Raw genomic sequence first — 16,774 nt, 5'->3', positions numbered from 1 at the left:
TCTACGATAATCTGGGTGTAGGGATATTTAGACTTTAACTCTTTGATAAGTGAGATGGTCTTATCGAATCTCAGGTTCAACTTCTATTTTTATATAGTCAACCAATTCTAAGAGTGGTTCCCACTTAGGGTCACAATCGTAATCATCCAACGCAAAATGATAGCCTTTGTCGTTTAACGTTCTGATTGCTTCTACCAAAGAAGGAATCGATCGACTGCGCTCGACAATTTCGATCACGGTATTTTCTGCAGGGACTAGCTCTGGGAGGTTTTCAAGTAATGCGTCGGTAGCAAGGTTAATGAACACAGTGAGTCCATCGCTCACCTTCTCCAAACCTTGCAATAATATAAGGTCAAAGAACATACGCCCAGTCGCTTTCGAATCCCCCATTCCTGCAGGAAAACAATTCTCTGGTGAATCTCGATACAACAATTCATAGGCCACCAATTCTTTATCAATGGAGAAGATGGCTTGTCTAGCGACATACTGAGCCTCAAAAGCGTCAACTTCGATATGACGTTGCTGATGCATATGAAACCTTACATTTGCATAATCTGATAGTTTTATATTAATCAAAAACGTAGCAATGTCATTATTAAAACAAAATCAATAATTAATTTTCTTTATATCTGACGCTTACAAACTATGCTTAAGGCATTAATCACTGTGACTATGTGACCTTTGCGCTGTTTTTTGTTTGTCATACTCAGCATGCTAATTCTGAGCGTCCAGGCATCTCCTCTTAAATATAGTGCTACTGCAAGTGGCAGCTATTACCCTTACTCAACTGGAGTGCAAGAACACCCTGGGATTTCGCATGAATTCGTTATCCAGGTAATGGCGCAAGCGGGTATTGAGATAGAACATGTCACGTTGCCAGCTAAACGAACTCAGCAATTAATGCTTAACCAACAACTCGATTTTGAAATTGTTAGCCCAACCTGGCTCACTGAAGAAGAAAGGAATTTGGAGCAGTTCGTATTTTCAGACGCCCTACTCCCGGTACAAGAAGTGCTCGTGGCATTACCTAGTAAGGTGAGTAATTATGCATTACCTCAGTCGATTATTGGCGCTTCAGTTGGCACTGTAAGAGGGTATTATTATCATAATGATCATGAGTTTAAGCGCGTCGACTTTGCCACGGAACGTGAATTAGTTTTGGCAATCCACAAAAAGAGAATCGATGTGGCGATTATCGGTGACTTACCTGCTTTGTATTGGTCTCGCCAACTGAATTTAGCAATCGCTTTTGGAGCGGTGCATTCACAAGGGCAGTTACATATTCGCTTGCGTAGCGACCATAAGAAATTATTACCGAAGATAAACGCTGCAATCGAGACGTTAAAGTCACAAGGGCTTCCCCAACAACTTGAAGAAAAATATTTGTCGCCAATGATTTTTTAGATTATTTCCTTTGACGTTCTATTGTGGCTACAATCAGTGCTTACCTATTTTAACGACGGGTGTTCTATCTGCTTAAATTGAAAAAGCAATATGAGAGTTGTTCTGTATTCACGGATTGCCGTACAACAATCTCATGCGAGCATGACTCAGATCACGTTAAATGCCTAAAAGGCCGTAATAAATTCGGTGTATTAAGGCACAATTAATACACTAATACATAAAGTAAATGCAGTTTTAAAGGAGTTTAGATTATGAGTAAAAAGGTTATTTTCTCAGCTGTGGCCTTAAGTAGTGTGTTGTTAGGCGCATGTAGTAATACTGTTGAACAAAACCAAGAAACGCAGGTTGAACAGCAAATGAAAAGCATGCAAGTGCAAGTACTTTACAAGGATCGTAGTCTACAGCCTCCAGGCTCAATGTTAACGGTCAGCTTGTCAGATGTATCAAGAATGGATGCGCCAGCTCAGGTGATCGCAACACAAACAATTGAGCTAAATGGAGCTCCCCCATATGAAGTAACACTGAATTATCCTTCGGATTCGATAAAAGAACGCATGCGTTACAGTGTCAGTGCCAAGATTATGCACAATGGTGAATTGCGTTACATCACTACACAAAACAATGACCCATTCGGCACCACACAAAACGTTAGCCCTATAAAAGTGATGTTAGAGCGTGTAGCAAAACCAAATGAACAACTGGTCAACACGTACTGGAAAGCAACGACAGTAGCAGGTAACACTGTTGAAGTTAAACAACGTGAGCCGCAAATTACACTTCATGCTGACGGGCGTGTATCAGGCTTCTTAAGCTGTAACCAAGTAACGGGGAGCTACGTAAAAGGCCAACATTTTGGTTTGCGCTTTAAATCTTTAGCCAGTACTAAGAAAATGTGTTTTGAGTTAATGGAACAAGAGAAGCAACTCAGCGACGCGTTAACGAATACTTTCTCTTATCACATTAAAGGTGACATGTTGACACTGAAAGACGAGCAAGGTGATAAGCTGGCAACGTTTAAAGCTGTCCACATGAAGTAAATATATCAGCGGCGCCGACTGGCGCCGTTATTGTGTTCCCAAAAACTTATTTAACGCAATTCCATCCAATGGTTTAGCAAAAAGATATCCCTGTGCTTCATCACATCCAATCGATTTCAAAAAGGCTTCTTGCTCTTTTGTTTCAACGCCTTCGGCAAGTACCCGTACATTAAGACGTTTCGCTAGAGAAACAACCATTTCAGCGATTTCTCCACTGTCTTGGTCAGGAATTCCCTTGATAAAGTCGCGATCTATTTTAAGGCGATCAAATGGTAATCGTTGTAGGTAACTTAATGATGAAAAGCCCGTACCAAAATCATCGATTGCCACTTCCAAGCCTAACCTCTTCAATTCATTGAGCGTTACAACAACATTGGCGATGTCATCCATTACAATACTTTCAGTAACTTCTAACTCAATTTTACTGCTACATACATCAAAGCGTTCTAACGTTGCCTGAACCTTGTCTACATAGCCTTTAACCTTGAACTGAGGGACAGAAACATTCACTGCAATGCGCAGGTCTTTTCCTTTGCTCGCTAAGTGCTTTTGCATCGCACAAGCTTGTTCTAACACCCATTGACCGATATCCACTATCAACCCTGCATCTTCGGCTAGGGGAATGAACACATCCGGCGGCACGAAATTACCCGTGCTATTTTTCCATCTCAATAACGCTTCGCATCCATACACCTCGTTTGTGGCCAAATCAATCTGCGGCTGGTACCACAATTCAAGTTTTCGCTCCTCAAAGTCTTTACGAAGCTCAGACACCACACTCAAACGCCACGCGGCTTGTTCTTCCATTGAACTGTCAAAATAAGAAAAATTAACACTTGCAGTGCTCTTTGTCAGACTCAGTGCTATCGACGCTCGCTTGAGCGTTGTCAAAGAATCTTCACCAAATGAGGAACGAGGGCACACTCCAAAACTAAAATTAATGGGTAAATGATAATCACCGGCAACAAATGGCTCAGCAAGATGTTGCTGCAGCTGCGCAAGTGGGGTTGTGCGTTCATTGAGTACCAGAGCAAATACATCAGCACCTAGACGGGCTATAACCTTTGCTTTCACACAACTTTGTTGCAATCGCAGCGCGATACTTTTCAATAATTGATTGCCAACTTCTTGGCTCAAGCCCTCATTGATGTCCGCAAACCTTGCTATGTCGATAAGTACAACATAATCATAACAGTCTGATAGCTTGGTTGGTTGCTCAAGCTCCTTGAGAAAACCATTGCGGCTACTGAGTCCTGTGAGGCTATCAACGTATGCTACTTCTTTGAGAGTTTTGACTAAAAGCACATTGTCTAGACCCATTCCAACGTTAGTCAAGAACACTTCAAGGTAGGGTAAGAAAGACACTTGTAAGCACGTTTCACAGGCGAGATGAACAGCATACTGGCCTTGATGCGCTTTAAAATAAAAAGTATTTCCTAATTCTGAGTGTTGGTGAGTCTTGGATTCTAATGTGTCCGAAATCTGCGATATTAATTGTACATCGAGTTTGCTGTTAATCAGCGGTTGGTCACACAACTTGCTACCGTAATGCGCCTCTCCATGGATAAGCACTTCACCGGCTCGAGACAAACCACAAATAAGCCCTTTTGGTTTATTCGCCCCAATGAAAGAGCCGAGATGATCGATGACAGACACACAAAAATCAGCTAATTCGGTGGTTCGTAAAATTGCCTCATTAGCACCGAGTACTTGGCTTAATAGGCTACTTTGAACAGATAACTGCGTAACTTGATTGTAAGAACGTAAAGCCGTCACCAAGGTCGTCGCCAATTTGGCACGGGTTAGTTCTGTTTTAGTGCGGTAATCATTGATGTCATACTCTCTAATGACCTGCTCTTCAGGCGCAAAACCGGGCTGCCCAGTACGCAACACGATACGCACTAAGTGATTATGTAGCTCTTCACGAATACGTTTAGCCACCACCAAGCCAGCATCATCGGTTTCCATTACGACATCAAGTAGAACCACCGATATACACGGCAACGTCGCCAACAATTCGACAGCTTGTTGCCCATCATAGGCATGGTGAAATTTAAGGCCTTTACCCTCAAACTCAAAATTAGACAAAGCAAGTTCAGTTACCGCATGAATTTCCTTGTCATCATCGACTATCAAGATATCCCAATAACCATCCAGTAACTTTGGCTGCTCCTCTAATTCTTCGTTAAGAAAAATGTATTCACTGCTAGAAGATGACATGCCCTACCTTATAACCCCGAAAGTCGAGTTGGTGCGAAATTAACTTCACTATTATTCATTATGCTTACAATAGAAAATTTGCCTTTAACAGTATAGTCTAATCTTCAGGCTATAATTGAAAAGTATCGTTTTAGAGGCAATCATCATTGTGCTTAAGCCCTTAAATAAATTACTAAAAGTGTTAGTATTACTGGTGCTGCTTTGGGTAATTCTAGGCCTTACTCTGTCACCAAGTTACCAAGCAAAACACAGTATTACTATTAGCCGCCCTCTGGAGCAAGTCGCGCCTTTGCTTATAGACTTGAGTCGCTGGCCCTCATGGCTGGCCATTGCTCAATTTGAAAGTGGTGCAGAGATTGTCGTGCCGGCAAAATCTCAAGGAGTGGGTGCAAATATTTATTGGTCCGGTGAATCTTCCAAAGGTGAGCTTAGTATCATCAATATGACAGAATCCGAACTGTTTTTTCAGGTATTAATTAATAGTGAGTATTTATCCACAGGTTCGATAGAAATACAGTCGACGGCACAGGGCACTGTTGTGACGTGGTCACAAAACGGAGATGTATCCATTCCTGTTTTTGGGCCCTATCTCGCGTGGTTTGCACAGCACCAGCTGCAAAACACCATTATTCACAGCTTAAATAATTTAAAAACAGATGCGGAATTACCTGAGCCGGTCCTGCAAAGCTCAGAAGATTAACCCTATAAAGAGAAAAAGCGGCTATAAGCCGCTTTCTTGTAGATGTATTAGAAGTGGACTTGTAAGCCGGCAAACGGACCTGACACATCTAAATCTGTGTTGATATTATCGATGTCGTCTAGCTCAATCAGCATTGAGCGATAACCCGCACGCACTGCAACATCTACAGCTACATTATCGATAAATTCCCATTGTACACCGAGCTGATAGTCATGAACTGAGCTATCATCAAGGGCGAACATGCTTCCCTCGGCAAACACACTTAATCCGGTGAATGGCAAACCAACTTCACCGCGCGCGTAGGCTAGCGGAACGAACCCAGACACATTAGCTGTCACTGCAGAATTGCTATCTGATACATAAAAATCACCATCAAATTGCTTCGCAGCAAGACCTAAGTCAATTGACACCGCACCGTTATCGAGAATTTCGTAGTACAAAACATAGTCTGTGTGACTTAAATCCGTCTGCGTTGTAATGTCAGTGCCTACAGCAAAATCTACACCTTGGAATTCAAATGTTTGGTTAAGGGTTGTCATCCCCTTGATGTCCATCTCTGTATAACGGATTTTAACATTAGGAACCAATGGAATCGGATGCTCCAACGCTGCATAGTAGCTTGTCAGCGTCTCGTCCTCAAAATTAAATGTCTGTTGGTCATACCCATTGCTGCCAAAGCTACCTTCAGGCTCTGCTTGCCATCCTTCGGCACCGATATACAGACCCAATAAGGTATCAGCTTGTGCAACAGGCGCTGCTGTAGCCAACGACACTGCCGCTGCGAGTAAATACTTTTTCATGTTATCCCCAGTTATCCTTGTGCGAGTAACTCGCTTAATTCAATAAGTGCCGCATTAGCACGCGAAATATAATTAGCCATAACCAAAGAATGGTTAGCGACAAAACCAAAACCATTACCATTGAGAACCATTGGGCTCCACACAGGCTCTTGTGTTGCTTCCAGTTCACGAATAATTTGCTGCACACTGACTCGCGCATTTTTCTTTTCGAGCACATCGGCAAAGTCATGTTCGATTGCACTCAAGAAATGCAATAACGCCCATGTCGCGCCACGAGATTCATAAAACACATCGTCAATTTGCCACCATGATGTACGCACCTGTTGTTGCGATGGCGCATAGGTTGCTTGGTTCGCTTCTTTGTCTCCTGCTAAATCCGTATTCACGCGGTCTTGGCCAACACTCGCACTCAATCGCTGACTCAAACTGCCCAGCCGCTTTTCTGCTTCTTTGACATACGCTCGGAGGTTATCAGCGCGCGCATAAAATTGGCTTTGACGGTCACCACTGTCTGCAATCTGTGAGCGATACTCAACAAGTAAGTCGATACCTTTTTGATACTCACCCTCTGCACTTGGCCACATCCACGCTGTGCTACTGATATTAAATTGCGGTTGTGCTTTTTTCAGATCTGGATGTTCAGTTGATTGCGATTGAGATCGGCTAAAGTCTTTACGCATGGATAACGCGAGATCGCGCACCATTTCTAAGGCGCCATATTCCCATGCCGGCATGTTGTCCATCATCACACTCGGCGGCATCATATCGTTACTCAAATAACCGCCGGGTTTGTGCAAAAGCGTTTCGCTGACGGTGATAAGCGTAGATGTGGTCACATAACCTGTTACTAGTTGTTCATTTCGCTGTACCGCTTGTTGCTTCGCATTTTCCAGTACGTCAAAACGGTCTGGTTCAATGCTCCAATAAACAGCGATAAGATAGAAAAGTAGAAAGATTGCAGCGATCGCTGCAGCGATTTTTCCTTTGTGCTGTGACATATTAACTCCTAGTTATGATGGTGCTTGTGCCCACCTTCGCTGCTTGGCGTTTCTTCCATTAGGCTAAAAACCTTTGCCTGTGTAAAGACGCGATCGCCGTCAGCAAAATACAATGTCATTTTTAGATCTTCACCTGGATTGAGCTGCTGTTCTGGCTCAAACAACATTAAGTGTAGCCCACCACTTTGAAATACCTGTGTTGCATTAGGCTTAAGCGTGAGCTGATCTAGTTTGCGCATTTTCATCATGCCATCTTGCATGTCATGCGTATGGATTTCTACCCGACCGATTGATTCAATATCAACCTCTTTTAACACTCGCTCCGAGTCACCATGATTCATAATAGACAAATAGGCAACAGAACTCGTGCTAGCGGGCAAGAATTGACGAACTTTGGCATCACTCACCATGATTTCAGAATGAGCAAAGCTGAAGGTACAGAAAAATAATGCGGCAGCTGACACCATTAAGGTAGTAAAAACACGCAACATAGCGCTTCCCTGATCGATTTACTTTAACTGTACCCTAATATAGCTTAATGACACCTTAGTGTCTTTAGTAAAATCAGTGACCTAAACAACAATTCCTTCATCAAATACGAAGTGACAAATCAGATATCCAGCGGCAACTAGAATTGGTGCATTAAGAAACAGAATAATGACAGCTAGGCGTGTAAGCCAAACCGGTAAATTATGACGTTTGGCGAAACCAGAGCAAATCCCAGATAATTTTTTACCAAGGGCGTCGCGGTAAAAACGTGTTGATGTAGAGTGAGCCATTGTCCATACTCCTGATGTTAAACTACTAAAACATCATCAAGTTGCATGCCAAACAATAACTCACTGATTAGTAAGGTTTTTATAAATTATGAAAAAAGATATGTTAGTGGCTTAGACCAAATTATGGTCGATTAAGCTATTAACTTACAAACTCAAGCGCCTTCACTAACGTCTGCGCTGTCGCATCTTGTTTATGGCCATTTTCAGAGAGATGGCGACGATAGCCTCGCGCTCCTGGCATCCCCTGGAATAAACCAAGCATATGGCGCGCTACATGCCAAAAACGAGCGCCCTCACGCATCTCATCATCAATGTAATTCAACATCTGTTGGGCAACTTCGTGACGAGTTAAGGTAAATGGCGACTGTCCATATAAGGCTTCATCAACTTGAGCGAGTAAGTATGGGTTACTGTACGCTTCGCGGCCAATCATCACACCATCAACATGCTCTAAGTGATGCTTACACTCTTCGATGGTCTTGATGCCACCGTTAATGCTGATATGTAAGTGCGGATAATCTTGCTTTAATTGATAGACCCTAGGGTAATCAAGCGGCGGAATTTCACGGTTTTCTTTTGGGCTCAAGCCTTGAAGCCACGCTTTGCGAGCATGGATAATAAAATCATCGCAACCTACTTCATGATTCGCATCGATAAGCTCGAGTAAAAACTCATAGCTATCTTGCTCATCAATACCGATGCGTGTTTTCACAGTGACAGGGATATCTGTTTGAGCCTTCATCGCGGCGATCCCTTCGGCAACTAACTTAGGCTCAGCCATTAAACACGCACCAAAACGACCATTTTGAACACGATCAGATGGGCAGCCCACATTCAAGTTGATCTCAGCATACCCTCGTTCAGCGGCTAATTTGGCACAATGCGCTAATTCATCTGGGTTTGAACCACCCAATTGCAATGCCACAGGTTGTTCGTGTTGGTTGAAGTGTAGATAGTCACCTTTGCCATGAATTATCGCTCCCGTGGTGATCATTTCAGTGTATAGCACCGCTTCTTTACTCATGATGCGATGGAAAGTACGACAATGACGATCGGTCCAATCCAGCATTGGCGCGACGCTGAAACGACGAAACGTATCTTTATGCCATGATGGTGTTGTTGAAGTTACTTGAGTCATTGCTTATTACCTGAGTTCACTGGGTTGCGCGATAAGGGCGCGAATTATACGCAACTCTGCGATAAATTTCACCCAACACAACTCTTTTAACTACAGAGCAAAATAGTCTTTGATACCGCCGAGGATATTAGCGACCGCAACCGAGCTCAAAATAAGCCCCATCACCCGAGAGATGATACTTGCGCCACTGTCACCAATGAGGTTGTGAACATAGCGCGCGAGTAACAAAAGTACTAACACAAGTACCAACACACCCAGCATAACTGATGAGGTAATCGCTTGTTCAACCCAGGTGAATTGCTCATTACGGGTCATTAATACGGCCCCAAGCATCGCGCCTGGGCTGGCTATAGAAGGAATTGCCAATGGGAAAATAGCTGTTTCGGTTGAATCGCGCATACTTTTAATTTCTGACTCCGGTTTACCCTCACCAAAAATCATCGTTAATGCGAAAAGAAGCAGAACGATCCCTCCAGCTATTTGAAAGGCAGCTAATGGAATACTGATGGCATTGAGCAGGATTTCCCCACTAAAACGAAAAACAATAAAACCACAGCAGACACACTTACGGCCTTGTAGGCGACTTTGCGTTTAAACGCAGCATCTTCGCCGCGAGTAACAGCGATAAAGACTGGAATGGTACCGATTGGGTCTATTACCGCAAAAAAGAAGATAAATGTAGCTAGTAACTCGTTCACGCTAACTCCCCAGTACCTAAAACAAAATTATAACCTTGAGCGCAATACAGAGATAGTAATTTTTCTATTGCATAGTATGCTAATATAGTTCGCTCAAAGTGGAAAAAAGGTTAGTTATGAACGTAGATGCGCTGGTCAATAAAGCTAAACGAATGTGCGATAGCAAGGGCGCTCGCTTCACTCCAATTCGAGAAAAAGTATTTAGATTACTCGCTAGTACCAAAAGTGGTGTCGGCGCGTATGATTTATTAGAACAGCTAAAACTGACTGAAAGTAGTGCAAAACCAGCTACGATTTACCGTGCTTTAGATTTCCTTTCTGATCAAGGGTTTATCCACAAAATCGAAAGCACTAACGCATTTATGTTGTGTCATCACTTTGAGTCTATTCACCCAGTACAACTGTTGATATGTGATCAATGTGGTCACGTAGATGAGTTGCATTCTGGTGTCATTTCGCATGAACTGAGCTCACTTGCACTAGAATTAGGATTTAGTGTGAGTTCTCAAACGATTGAAGCGCATGGTATTTGCCAAAGCTGTCAGTCTTAAAGTCGCATCGCAAAACTTTTCAATACGGTGACTTAGGTATTTGATTATGAACGTTGAGTTTATCAATCCATTTTTATCTTCTCTTCTTAATGTACTTGCCACAATGGCGAGCACAGAACTTGCCCCCGGTAAACCTCGCGTAAAAACGGATGAAGTTGCAGTGGGTGACGTATCTGGTTTGATTGGTATGGTTGGGCCACAAACAAAAGGCTCTTTGTCTATCACATTTGATGAAAACCTTGCGCTCACTGTTATGGAGCGCATGCTCGGTGAACGTCCTCCACGCATCAATGAGGAGGTTACAGACATGTTGGGTGAAATCACAAACATGGTCGCAGGTGGCGCAAAAAACTTATTAGGTGATAAAGGTTACGACTTTGACATGGCGACACCGATTGTTGTTGCAGGCAAAAGCCACACTATATGTCATAAATGTAAGGGTAAAACATTGCTGATTCCTTTCACTTCAGCGGCCGGTAACGCCAGCATTGAAGTCAGCTTCGACACCTTATGAGTTGGCAACAACGTCAGGTAACTCTTAATGCGAAAAGCAGAGGCTTTCACCTTATTGATGAAGAGCTTTTTCGAGCACTACCAGAGATCAGAGACTACCAAATTGGCTTAGTACATTTGTTGCTTTTGCATACCTCTGCTAGCCTGACAATTAATGAAAATGCCGATCCCACGGTACGCCAAGACATGGAGTCACACTTCACTTGGTCAGCCCCAGAGCGCCAACCCTTCTATCGCCACATCTATGAAGGTGACGACGACATGCCTGCTCACATTAAGGCAAGTACACTAGGTTGTGAGCTTACTCTACCAATTAAAGATGGTCAGTTGGTGCTAGGCACATGGCAAGGCATATATCTTGGTGAGCATCGTGATATGGCCACTCGCCGACGCATTGTTGCAACGATACAAGGTCAGCTCTTTTCCTAGCCTCATAAGTAAACGTTATACTAAGGCGGTACAACCAATTAAAAATCTTTTATTACAAGCAATTACAATTTGATTTTTATTGCAATAAAGTAGCTATAGTTAAACAGCCATCGTTACCTATAACAACAAGGAAAAGATATGACTGCCACTGAATCTAGCACGCTTATTGTGCCATGCGAGCCTAACGACCACACTGCACAACAAAACTTTATGCTATCACCTAGCGCTACGCAGCGTTGGGTTACTCAGCTTATACAAAATAACGAGGCGGTACCGGATACACAGGATGTATTCAATATCACCTTCTCGAATAATGCAAAGAATCAAGGCATTGCTAAGCGCCAAGCCGCTATCTTAGTCGTGAATATTGAAGACACAGATTGGGAATTCTTCGGTAATGGTGTTGAGTATGTGAATAGCGAAAGTAACTGTAATTACAATATCTCTTCACAATTAAGTGACGATAACCGTCAACTTACCATCACCGTGCAACAAGTGGGCTTTACGTACAAATATGCTGCACAAAGCAATGCCCCTTCGGATCAAGTTATTGAGGTTCAACCTTCTGCTGAGCCTCAGCCCTTGAGTATTGACTTCCGCTACACTGCAAAACAAATCAGTACAGGCAAGTTTTATATGTCTCAAGACCCTCGAGTGGTGGTTGACCGCCCTAAAGAGGATTAACCACCTCTGCACAAAGCCGTTGGGGTTGATTCAATAACGACACAAATTGTGCGTTTTCACACAACGGCTTGAACCAAGGTACCTCAAACCAGTTTGGATGATATCCCGAGTCCAATGACTTTTGTACATAGTACAACGCTGAATGCTTATCCCCTGAGGTACTATACACAATCGCTGCTGCGTAAAACACATCCCCCAAATTGGCACCAGATTCGAGCGCGGCTTTAATCGCTACCGTTGCCTGCTGATAGTCTCCCAAATGCGCATAGGCTTGCGCTCTATCCGACCAGGAATAAGCAGAGTCGTCACCATTATTGATGTCTATGACCATTTGATAATGTTCTTTCGCCTGTATTACCCTGCCAGAGAGCGTCAATGCATCAGCATAATTAAGCACAATCGCGGAATTATTGGGAGCCAGTTGATACGCTTGCCCAGCGATAAGCTGTGCTTGGCTGTAATGTTGTGAATAAAGATAGGCTAATGACAAGTTGCTCAACGTGTTGATGTTGGCGTAATCCTTTTGGTCTGCATTTTCTTCTAGTAGTGACTCATAGCGCTGTACCACGTCTTTAAAGTCACCACCGACCAAAGCGATAACAGTTAACAGTTGGTGAGCGTCTTTTTCTGTCGGTATTTTATTGACTATGTCTTGTAAAATAGCTTTGGTGGATTCAACTTCACCCAGCGCATACATCAACGTCGCCAATTTCTTTTGCACATTGATGTTTGGTCGTGCAATTAGCGATTTTTCCAACATTGCGCGCGCATCTTGCCGTGCATCTTGACGTATAAACAGCGACGCCTTTAAGTTGTAATACTCAGCCTCTGCTCCACCTTGTGCTCGTATTTTCTGAATGTAATCATCCGCTTCTTGAGTTTCACCTAACGCTAACAGCAAGTGGGCTCGATTCCTCAAGTAACCTAATGATTGCTTGTATTGCGTCGGTGCATCATTTAGCAAACCATTCACGGTTTTAATGAACGATGCGTCTCCTGTAACACTTTCCAATTGCAACGCTAACTCTCGAGCTAATGTATAGGTCACACCAAAGTTAGGCTGTTCTGCCACCGTACTGACAACTTGCTCAAAAAATGCCTTACTCACTTCACCGTGTTGATAGTAACGACTGTAGTAACCAAATACCTGTTCCTTAAGTTGCTCATTTTCGGCCTCAGAAATCATAGTGCGATTGAACAACGCCGCTGTATAGAAACGGGCTGACTCATGCATGCTACTAGAATCTGTAATATTCGCTTGCCATTGTTTGGCATCGGCTACTTGCCAATCAGGCTCCTCTAAACGCGCAACTTCAAGCGAGCAATAGCTTTGTTGACACACAACCACGCTGGTAACGATGACATTTGCGCCGGTGCTTTGTGCCAACATTTGGAAATACTGCTTAGGATTTTGCCCAAGAATATCACCCGCTCCTTTGGCAATAATTGACAGTTCTGCGTGGCTGACAAGGTGTTCATTTTGCGCGGACAGTTCCTGCCAAATCGCACTTTGAATTGCGCCTCGAATCGTACTTTCGTAATAGTTGAATTCACTAGGTAATTCATCTAGTTGCGTAGGTAATATCGCGATTACATCAGGTCGATATAATGCATGTTTTGCGACATAAGTCATCACACCGAGTATCGAAAATAATGCAACAACTAAAACAATATTCTTGATTTTGAGGCTGGTCTGAGCCTTTTTTTGAGGCGATGTATTTGGCTCGAGCTCTGGAGCAGGCTCTAAATTATTCAATGGCTCAGTTTGCTGTTCGAGGATGGCTTGCTGGACAAGAATTTGTAAGATTTGCTCTAGTTGTTTACTGAGAGTGCCACGGCGTAGGTTGATGCGTTCATGTTGATCGACCGATAACCCTTGCTTGAAGATATTTACTAACTGAGGAGGCAATGCTTCGCCGCAATCAGCGAAGTCATTAAATTCACCGGCACAAATAGCATGAGTAATATCAGTATATTCACTGTTTGCAAAAGGGTGGCGTCCAGAAAGAAACTCAACGGCCAGCACACAAAATGAAAACCAATCACTGTTATGGCTAAGTGGCTCCCCTTTGATCTGCTCCGGTGACATATAACCTTTGGTACCTGCACTGGCTTTGGTGGTAGCTGCTGCTCCCATGAACTCAGCGATACCAAAGTCTGCTACTTTAACCACACCCGCATCGCTGATGAGAATGTTGCTGGGCTTTAAGTCGCGATGGACAATGCCGTTACGATGGGCATGCTCTAACCCTTTGGCGATGTCGATAAGGACACTCAATTTTTGCTCTAGGCTCAATAAATGCTGCTTTTGATATTGCAGTAAATTTTTACCTCGACAAAACTCCATCACTAAGAAGTGCAAATCTTCATACTCAGCACAATCATAGACTTGGATGATATTCGGGTGATTTAAGCGGGCTAGGAAACGTGCTTCATTTAGGGCGTCTGCGTGTGCTTCATCACTTAATGATTCACCCTGAAGTACTTTTACAGCGACAACTCGCTCCAGCTTAGAATCAAAGGCTTCATACACCGCGCCCATCGCGCCTTGGTATACCAGCCTTTTAAGCTCATAGTGTGCTAATTGTTGCATGGTACTAAACTGCCTTAATTCGACGCGCGCTTGATCGACCCTTCCAGTTGATGGCCTTTGTAGATTTCAAAGTTACTGGCATTAAAGCGGACTTTTCGTAGCTTACGCTCAATGACGTTATCGGCACCTTGGATATGAGACAAGGCATCACTAAATTGTTTGCGCGCGCGATGAATTTGAATATTGAGGTAGCGAGAATCGATACCTAGGTCTTTGGCGATCACTTCAGTATCAACCCAACCTTGGCTCAACTCATGTACGCCTTTAGCGGCGTCTTGCGCCTTATAACGCGCTAGATTGAGCGTCAGATAATGGTGACAACGCTCGCATAAATCCACTTCCTCATGAGGCCCTTTGATCAATAACTCTGCTGACTCTTCGTCCAACGTTAGATGAAAAACAAAGTTCAGATCTTCTAATCGCGTACTGACCACTTCACGCAGGGTCGTTGCAGCCTCGAGTCGGCTCAAATGTAACTGGTATGTATTGGTGCTGTCGCTGACCTGATCGTGTTCAATGATAATCGTGTGATCAACCATGGGACCGTCAAGACGCTCAAAACACCACATGCCGCTGTCTCGCTGACTAAACACTGCAATTTCAGGGTTTTCTTCTGGAATCAGGTTGTAACTAGAGAGCCCTATTGATTGCTCACTGGGTTCCCCCTTAGCGTTCAGTACTAACAACAAGTCTTGAGGCTTGTCTAAATTAGCGACGCGGAATCCTTTGGCGTTATTTCCTGGAAAGGTAATGACATCATTGCAGTGTAATGCTTCGCTTTGTTCTTTTTCGAGCCGTTTACCATTAAGCCATGTGCCATTTCGGCTTAAATCACGCACCTGCCAGCTATTGCCTTGCCACTCAATGATGGTGTGAATTTTTGACACGCTTGGGTCAACAACCAGTGTATCCACACTGTATTGAAATCGCCCAAAGCTATGGTGGGCGTGTAAATAAACTACTTTGTCCGTTTCCAGTTCTATTAGGTAAGCCATGTTTGCTCCGAGCGCCTGTACCTATATTTATCATTGTAGAAGGTAGAAACTCCATTCTCTGCTTTTTTTAGGCAAAAATAAACAACAGCTTAACAAGCTGCAATACTTTTACACTACAAAAGTAAACATAATGGGAACAAAAATAAAAAACTAGTCTAAATACTCGTAGCTCACACGCGGGGTAATATTACATAGTAATTCATAGGGAATGGTATCTGCGCAGTCAGCGATTTCTTCGATGGGTAGGTGTACCCCCCACATCACAGCATCATCTCCGACTTTCACATTGTGATTCTGTGCGCCAATATCGACGGTGATCATATCCATCGATACACGACCGACTAAGGGATAACGCACACCATTAATAAGTACTGGCGTACCATTGACTGCATGACGAGGGTAGCCATCACCATAGCCAATTGCGACGACAGCCAACTGCGTATCTTTATCGGTTTGCCAATTGCCGCCATAACCCACAGGTTCACCTTGGCGCACTTTGCGCACAGCGATAACCTCACTGCGCAGACTCATCACTGGAGTAAGCCCTATATCGGCGGATACCTGACCTTGCACTGGCGATACGCCATACATCATCAAGCCCGGACGAACCCACTGGCCATGACTTTGTGGATAGTTAATGATAGCGGCTGAATTGGCCAAACACAGTGCTTCTTCCTTGCCTTGTACCAAGGTCATGAAAGTAGCAAGTTGTTTGTTATTGTAGGCATTATTGACATCATCGGCGCAGGCAAAATGGGTCATCAATTGCACATCTTCACAGACATTGTCGCATTGCTTTAAACGCTGATAGAAATGTTCAAATTGTTGCGGCTCGATACCAAGACGATGCATCCCAGTATCCACTTTCAACCACACTTTGATTTGGCCACTCAGATGAGCTTTTTCCAACGCTTCGAGTTGGTATTCATCGTGAACAATCGTTTGGAAGTTATTTGCCAGCATAATCTCAATATCACTGGCTTTGAAGAAGCCCTCTAACAATACGATAGGCTTTGTAATTCCGCCGGTGCGCAATGCCAACGCTTCCTCAATACGTGCCACCGCGAAGGCATCCGCTGCAGCAAGGCGCTGCGCGATTTTCACCAAGCCGTGGCCATACGCATTGGCTTTAAGTACCGCCATGACTTTGCTGTTAGGCGCAAGCGCTTTAACACGTGCCAAATTGGCTTCAAGGGCTGAAAAATCAATTGATGCGGTGGCCAGCGCCATAGTCG

At 43.7% G+C, this 16,774-nt stretch carries 17 protein-coding genes and 1 pseudogene; 7 read left to right on the top strand and 11 right to left on the bottom strand.

From position 1 onward, the window contains the following. Positions 1-60: 60 nt before the first annotated feature. The gene (locus ACH19P_RS03975) at positions 61-531 is read right to left on the bottom strand and encodes a hypothetical protein (protein WP_462157200.1); all 471 of its coding nucleotides are present in this window, start codon (positions 529-531) and stop codon (positions 61-63) included. A gap of 180 nt (positions 532-711) precedes the next feature. On the opposite strand from ACH19P_RS03975, the gene ACH19P_RS03970 reads away from it, so the two are divergent. Next, a complete protein-coding gene (locus tag ACH19P_RS03970) occupies positions 712-1,404 on the top strand; it encodes a substrate-binding periplasmic protein (protein WP_462157199.1) in 693 nt (230 codons plus the stop codon). Positions 1,405-1,655: 251 nt separating this feature from the next. Next, positions 1,656-2,441 (top strand): META domain-containing protein, encoded by a 786-nt coding sequence (locus ACH19P_RS03965; RefSeq protein WP_462157198.1) that lies wholly within the window; start codon positions 1,656-1,658, stop codon positions 2,439-2,441. A 27-nt stretch (positions 2,442-2,468) separates the two neighbouring features. Here ACH19P_RS03965 and ACH19P_RS03960 read toward each other — a convergent pair whose 3' ends face one another. Then, a complete protein-coding gene (locus ACH19P_RS03960; RefSeq protein WP_462157197.1) occupies positions 2,469-4,661 on the bottom strand; it encodes a bifunctional diguanylate cyclase/phosphodiesterase in 2,193 nt (730 codons plus the stop codon). A 115-nt stretch (positions 4,662-4,776) separates the two neighbouring features. Here ACH19P_RS03960 and ACH19P_RS03955 point away from each other — a divergent pair, with 115 nt between their 5' ends. After that, positions 4,777-5,361, top strand: a complete 585-nt coding sequence (locus ACH19P_RS03955) for an SRPBCC family protein (RefSeq protein WP_462157196.1) — start codon at positions 4,777-4,779, stop codon at positions 5,359-5,361. Positions 5,362-5,408: 47 nt separating this feature from the next. Here the strand turns inward: ACH19P_RS03955 and ACH19P_RS03950 are convergent, their stop codons facing one another. The 6 genes and pseudogenes from ACH19P_RS03950 to ACH19P_RS03925 all read right to left on the bottom strand — a co-directional run bounded on the left by ACH19P_RS03950 (position 5,409) and on the right by ACH19P_RS03925 (position 9,774). Then, positions 5,409-6,161, bottom strand: coding sequence for a TIGR04219 family outer membrane beta-barrel protein (locus ACH19P_RS03950; protein ID WP_462157195.1), 753 nt, complete (start codon positions 6,159-6,161; stop codon positions 5,409-5,411). 11 nt (positions 6,162-6,172) lie between these two features. Beyond that, positions 6,173-7,159 carry a DUF2333 family protein gene (locus ACH19P_RS03945; protein WP_462157194.1) on the bottom strand — a complete coding sequence of 329 codons (987 nt, stop codon included), beginning with the start codon at positions 7,157-7,159 and terminating at the stop codon, positions 6,173-6,175. An 8-nt stretch (positions 7,160-7,167) separates the two neighbouring features. After that, positions 7,168-7,650, bottom strand: coding sequence for a copper chaperone PCu(A)C (locus tag ACH19P_RS03940; protein WP_462157192.1), 483 nt, complete (start codon positions 7,648-7,650; stop codon positions 7,168-7,170). Between the two features lie 81 nt (positions 7,651-7,731). Then, a complete protein-coding gene (locus ACH19P_RS03935; protein WP_462157191.1) occupies positions 7,732-7,938 on the bottom strand; it encodes a PspC domain-containing protein in 207 nt (68 codons plus the stop codon). A 139-nt stretch (positions 7,939-8,077) separates the two neighbouring features. Then, positions 8,078-9,076 (bottom strand): tRNA dihydrouridine(20/20a) synthase DusA, encoded by a 999-nt coding sequence (dusA, locus tag ACH19P_RS03930; protein WP_462157190.1) that lies wholly within the window; start codon positions 9,074-9,076, stop codon positions 8,078-8,080. A gap of 90 nt (positions 9,077-9,166) precedes the next feature. Then, positions 9,167-9,774: pseudogene (locus ACH19P_RS03925) on the bottom strand (MarC family protein). 116 nt (positions 9,775-9,890) lie between these two features. Between ACH19P_RS03925 and ACH19P_RS03920 the strand changes: the two are divergent. The 4 genes from ACH19P_RS03920 (at position 9,891) to ACH19P_RS03905 (ending at position 11,951) form a co-directional block, all read left to right on the top strand. Then, positions 9,891-10,325: a transcriptional repressor gene (locus tag ACH19P_RS03920; RefSeq protein WP_462157189.1), complete on the top strand. Its 435-nt coding sequence runs from the start codon at positions 9,891-9,893 to the stop codon at positions 10,323-10,325. 46 nt (positions 10,326-10,371) lie between these two features. Then, positions 10,372-10,839 carry a chemotaxis protein CheX gene (locus tag ACH19P_RS03915; protein WP_462157188.1) on the top strand — a complete coding sequence of 156 codons (468 nt, stop codon included), beginning with the start codon at positions 10,372-10,374 and terminating at the stop codon, positions 10,837-10,839. Next, entirely contained in the window at positions 10,836-11,267 is a 432-nt protein-coding gene (locus ACH19P_RS03910) for a secondary thiamine-phosphate synthase enzyme YjbQ (protein WP_462157187.1), read from the top strand. The genes ACH19P_RS03915 and ACH19P_RS03910 overlap by 4 nt, the downstream gene beginning before the upstream one ends. A 138-nt stretch (positions 11,268-11,405) precedes the next feature. Then, complete coding sequence (locus ACH19P_RS03905; protein WP_462157186.1) at positions 11,406-11,951, top strand: hypothetical protein; 546 nt, start codon at positions 11,406-11,408, stop codon at positions 11,949-11,951. On the opposite strand, the gene ACH19P_RS03900 is transcribed toward ACH19P_RS03905, so the two are convergent. The 3 genes from ACH19P_RS03900 to alr all read right to left on the bottom strand — a co-directional run bounded on the left by ACH19P_RS03900 (position 11,938) and on the right by alr (position 16,769). Beyond that, positions 11,938-14,544, bottom strand: a complete 2,607-nt coding sequence (locus ACH19P_RS03900) for a protein kinase domain-containing protein (RefSeq protein ID WP_462157185.1) — start codon at positions 14,542-14,544, stop codon at positions 11,938-11,940. The two genes, ACH19P_RS03905 and ACH19P_RS03900, sit on opposite strands and share 14 nt — an antisense overlap. 14 nt (positions 14,545-14,558) lie before the next feature. Beyond that, on the bottom strand, positions 14,559-15,539 hold the full coding sequence (locus ACH19P_RS03895; protein ID WP_462157184.1) for an FHA domain-containing protein: 981 nt from the start codon (positions 15,537-15,539) through the stop codon (positions 14,559-14,561). Positions 15,540-15,689: 150 nt separating this feature from the next. Next, complete coding sequence (alr, locus tag ACH19P_RS03890) at positions 15,690-16,769, bottom strand: alanine racemase (protein WP_462157183.1); 1,080 nt, start codon at positions 16,767-16,769, stop codon at positions 15,690-15,692. Positions 16,770-16,774 lie beyond the last annotated feature (5 nt).

It is taken from the genome of Pseudoalteromonas sp. GB56, from assembly GCF_054923835.1.
This window is presented reverse-complemented; position numbering and strand designations above follow the sequence as displayed.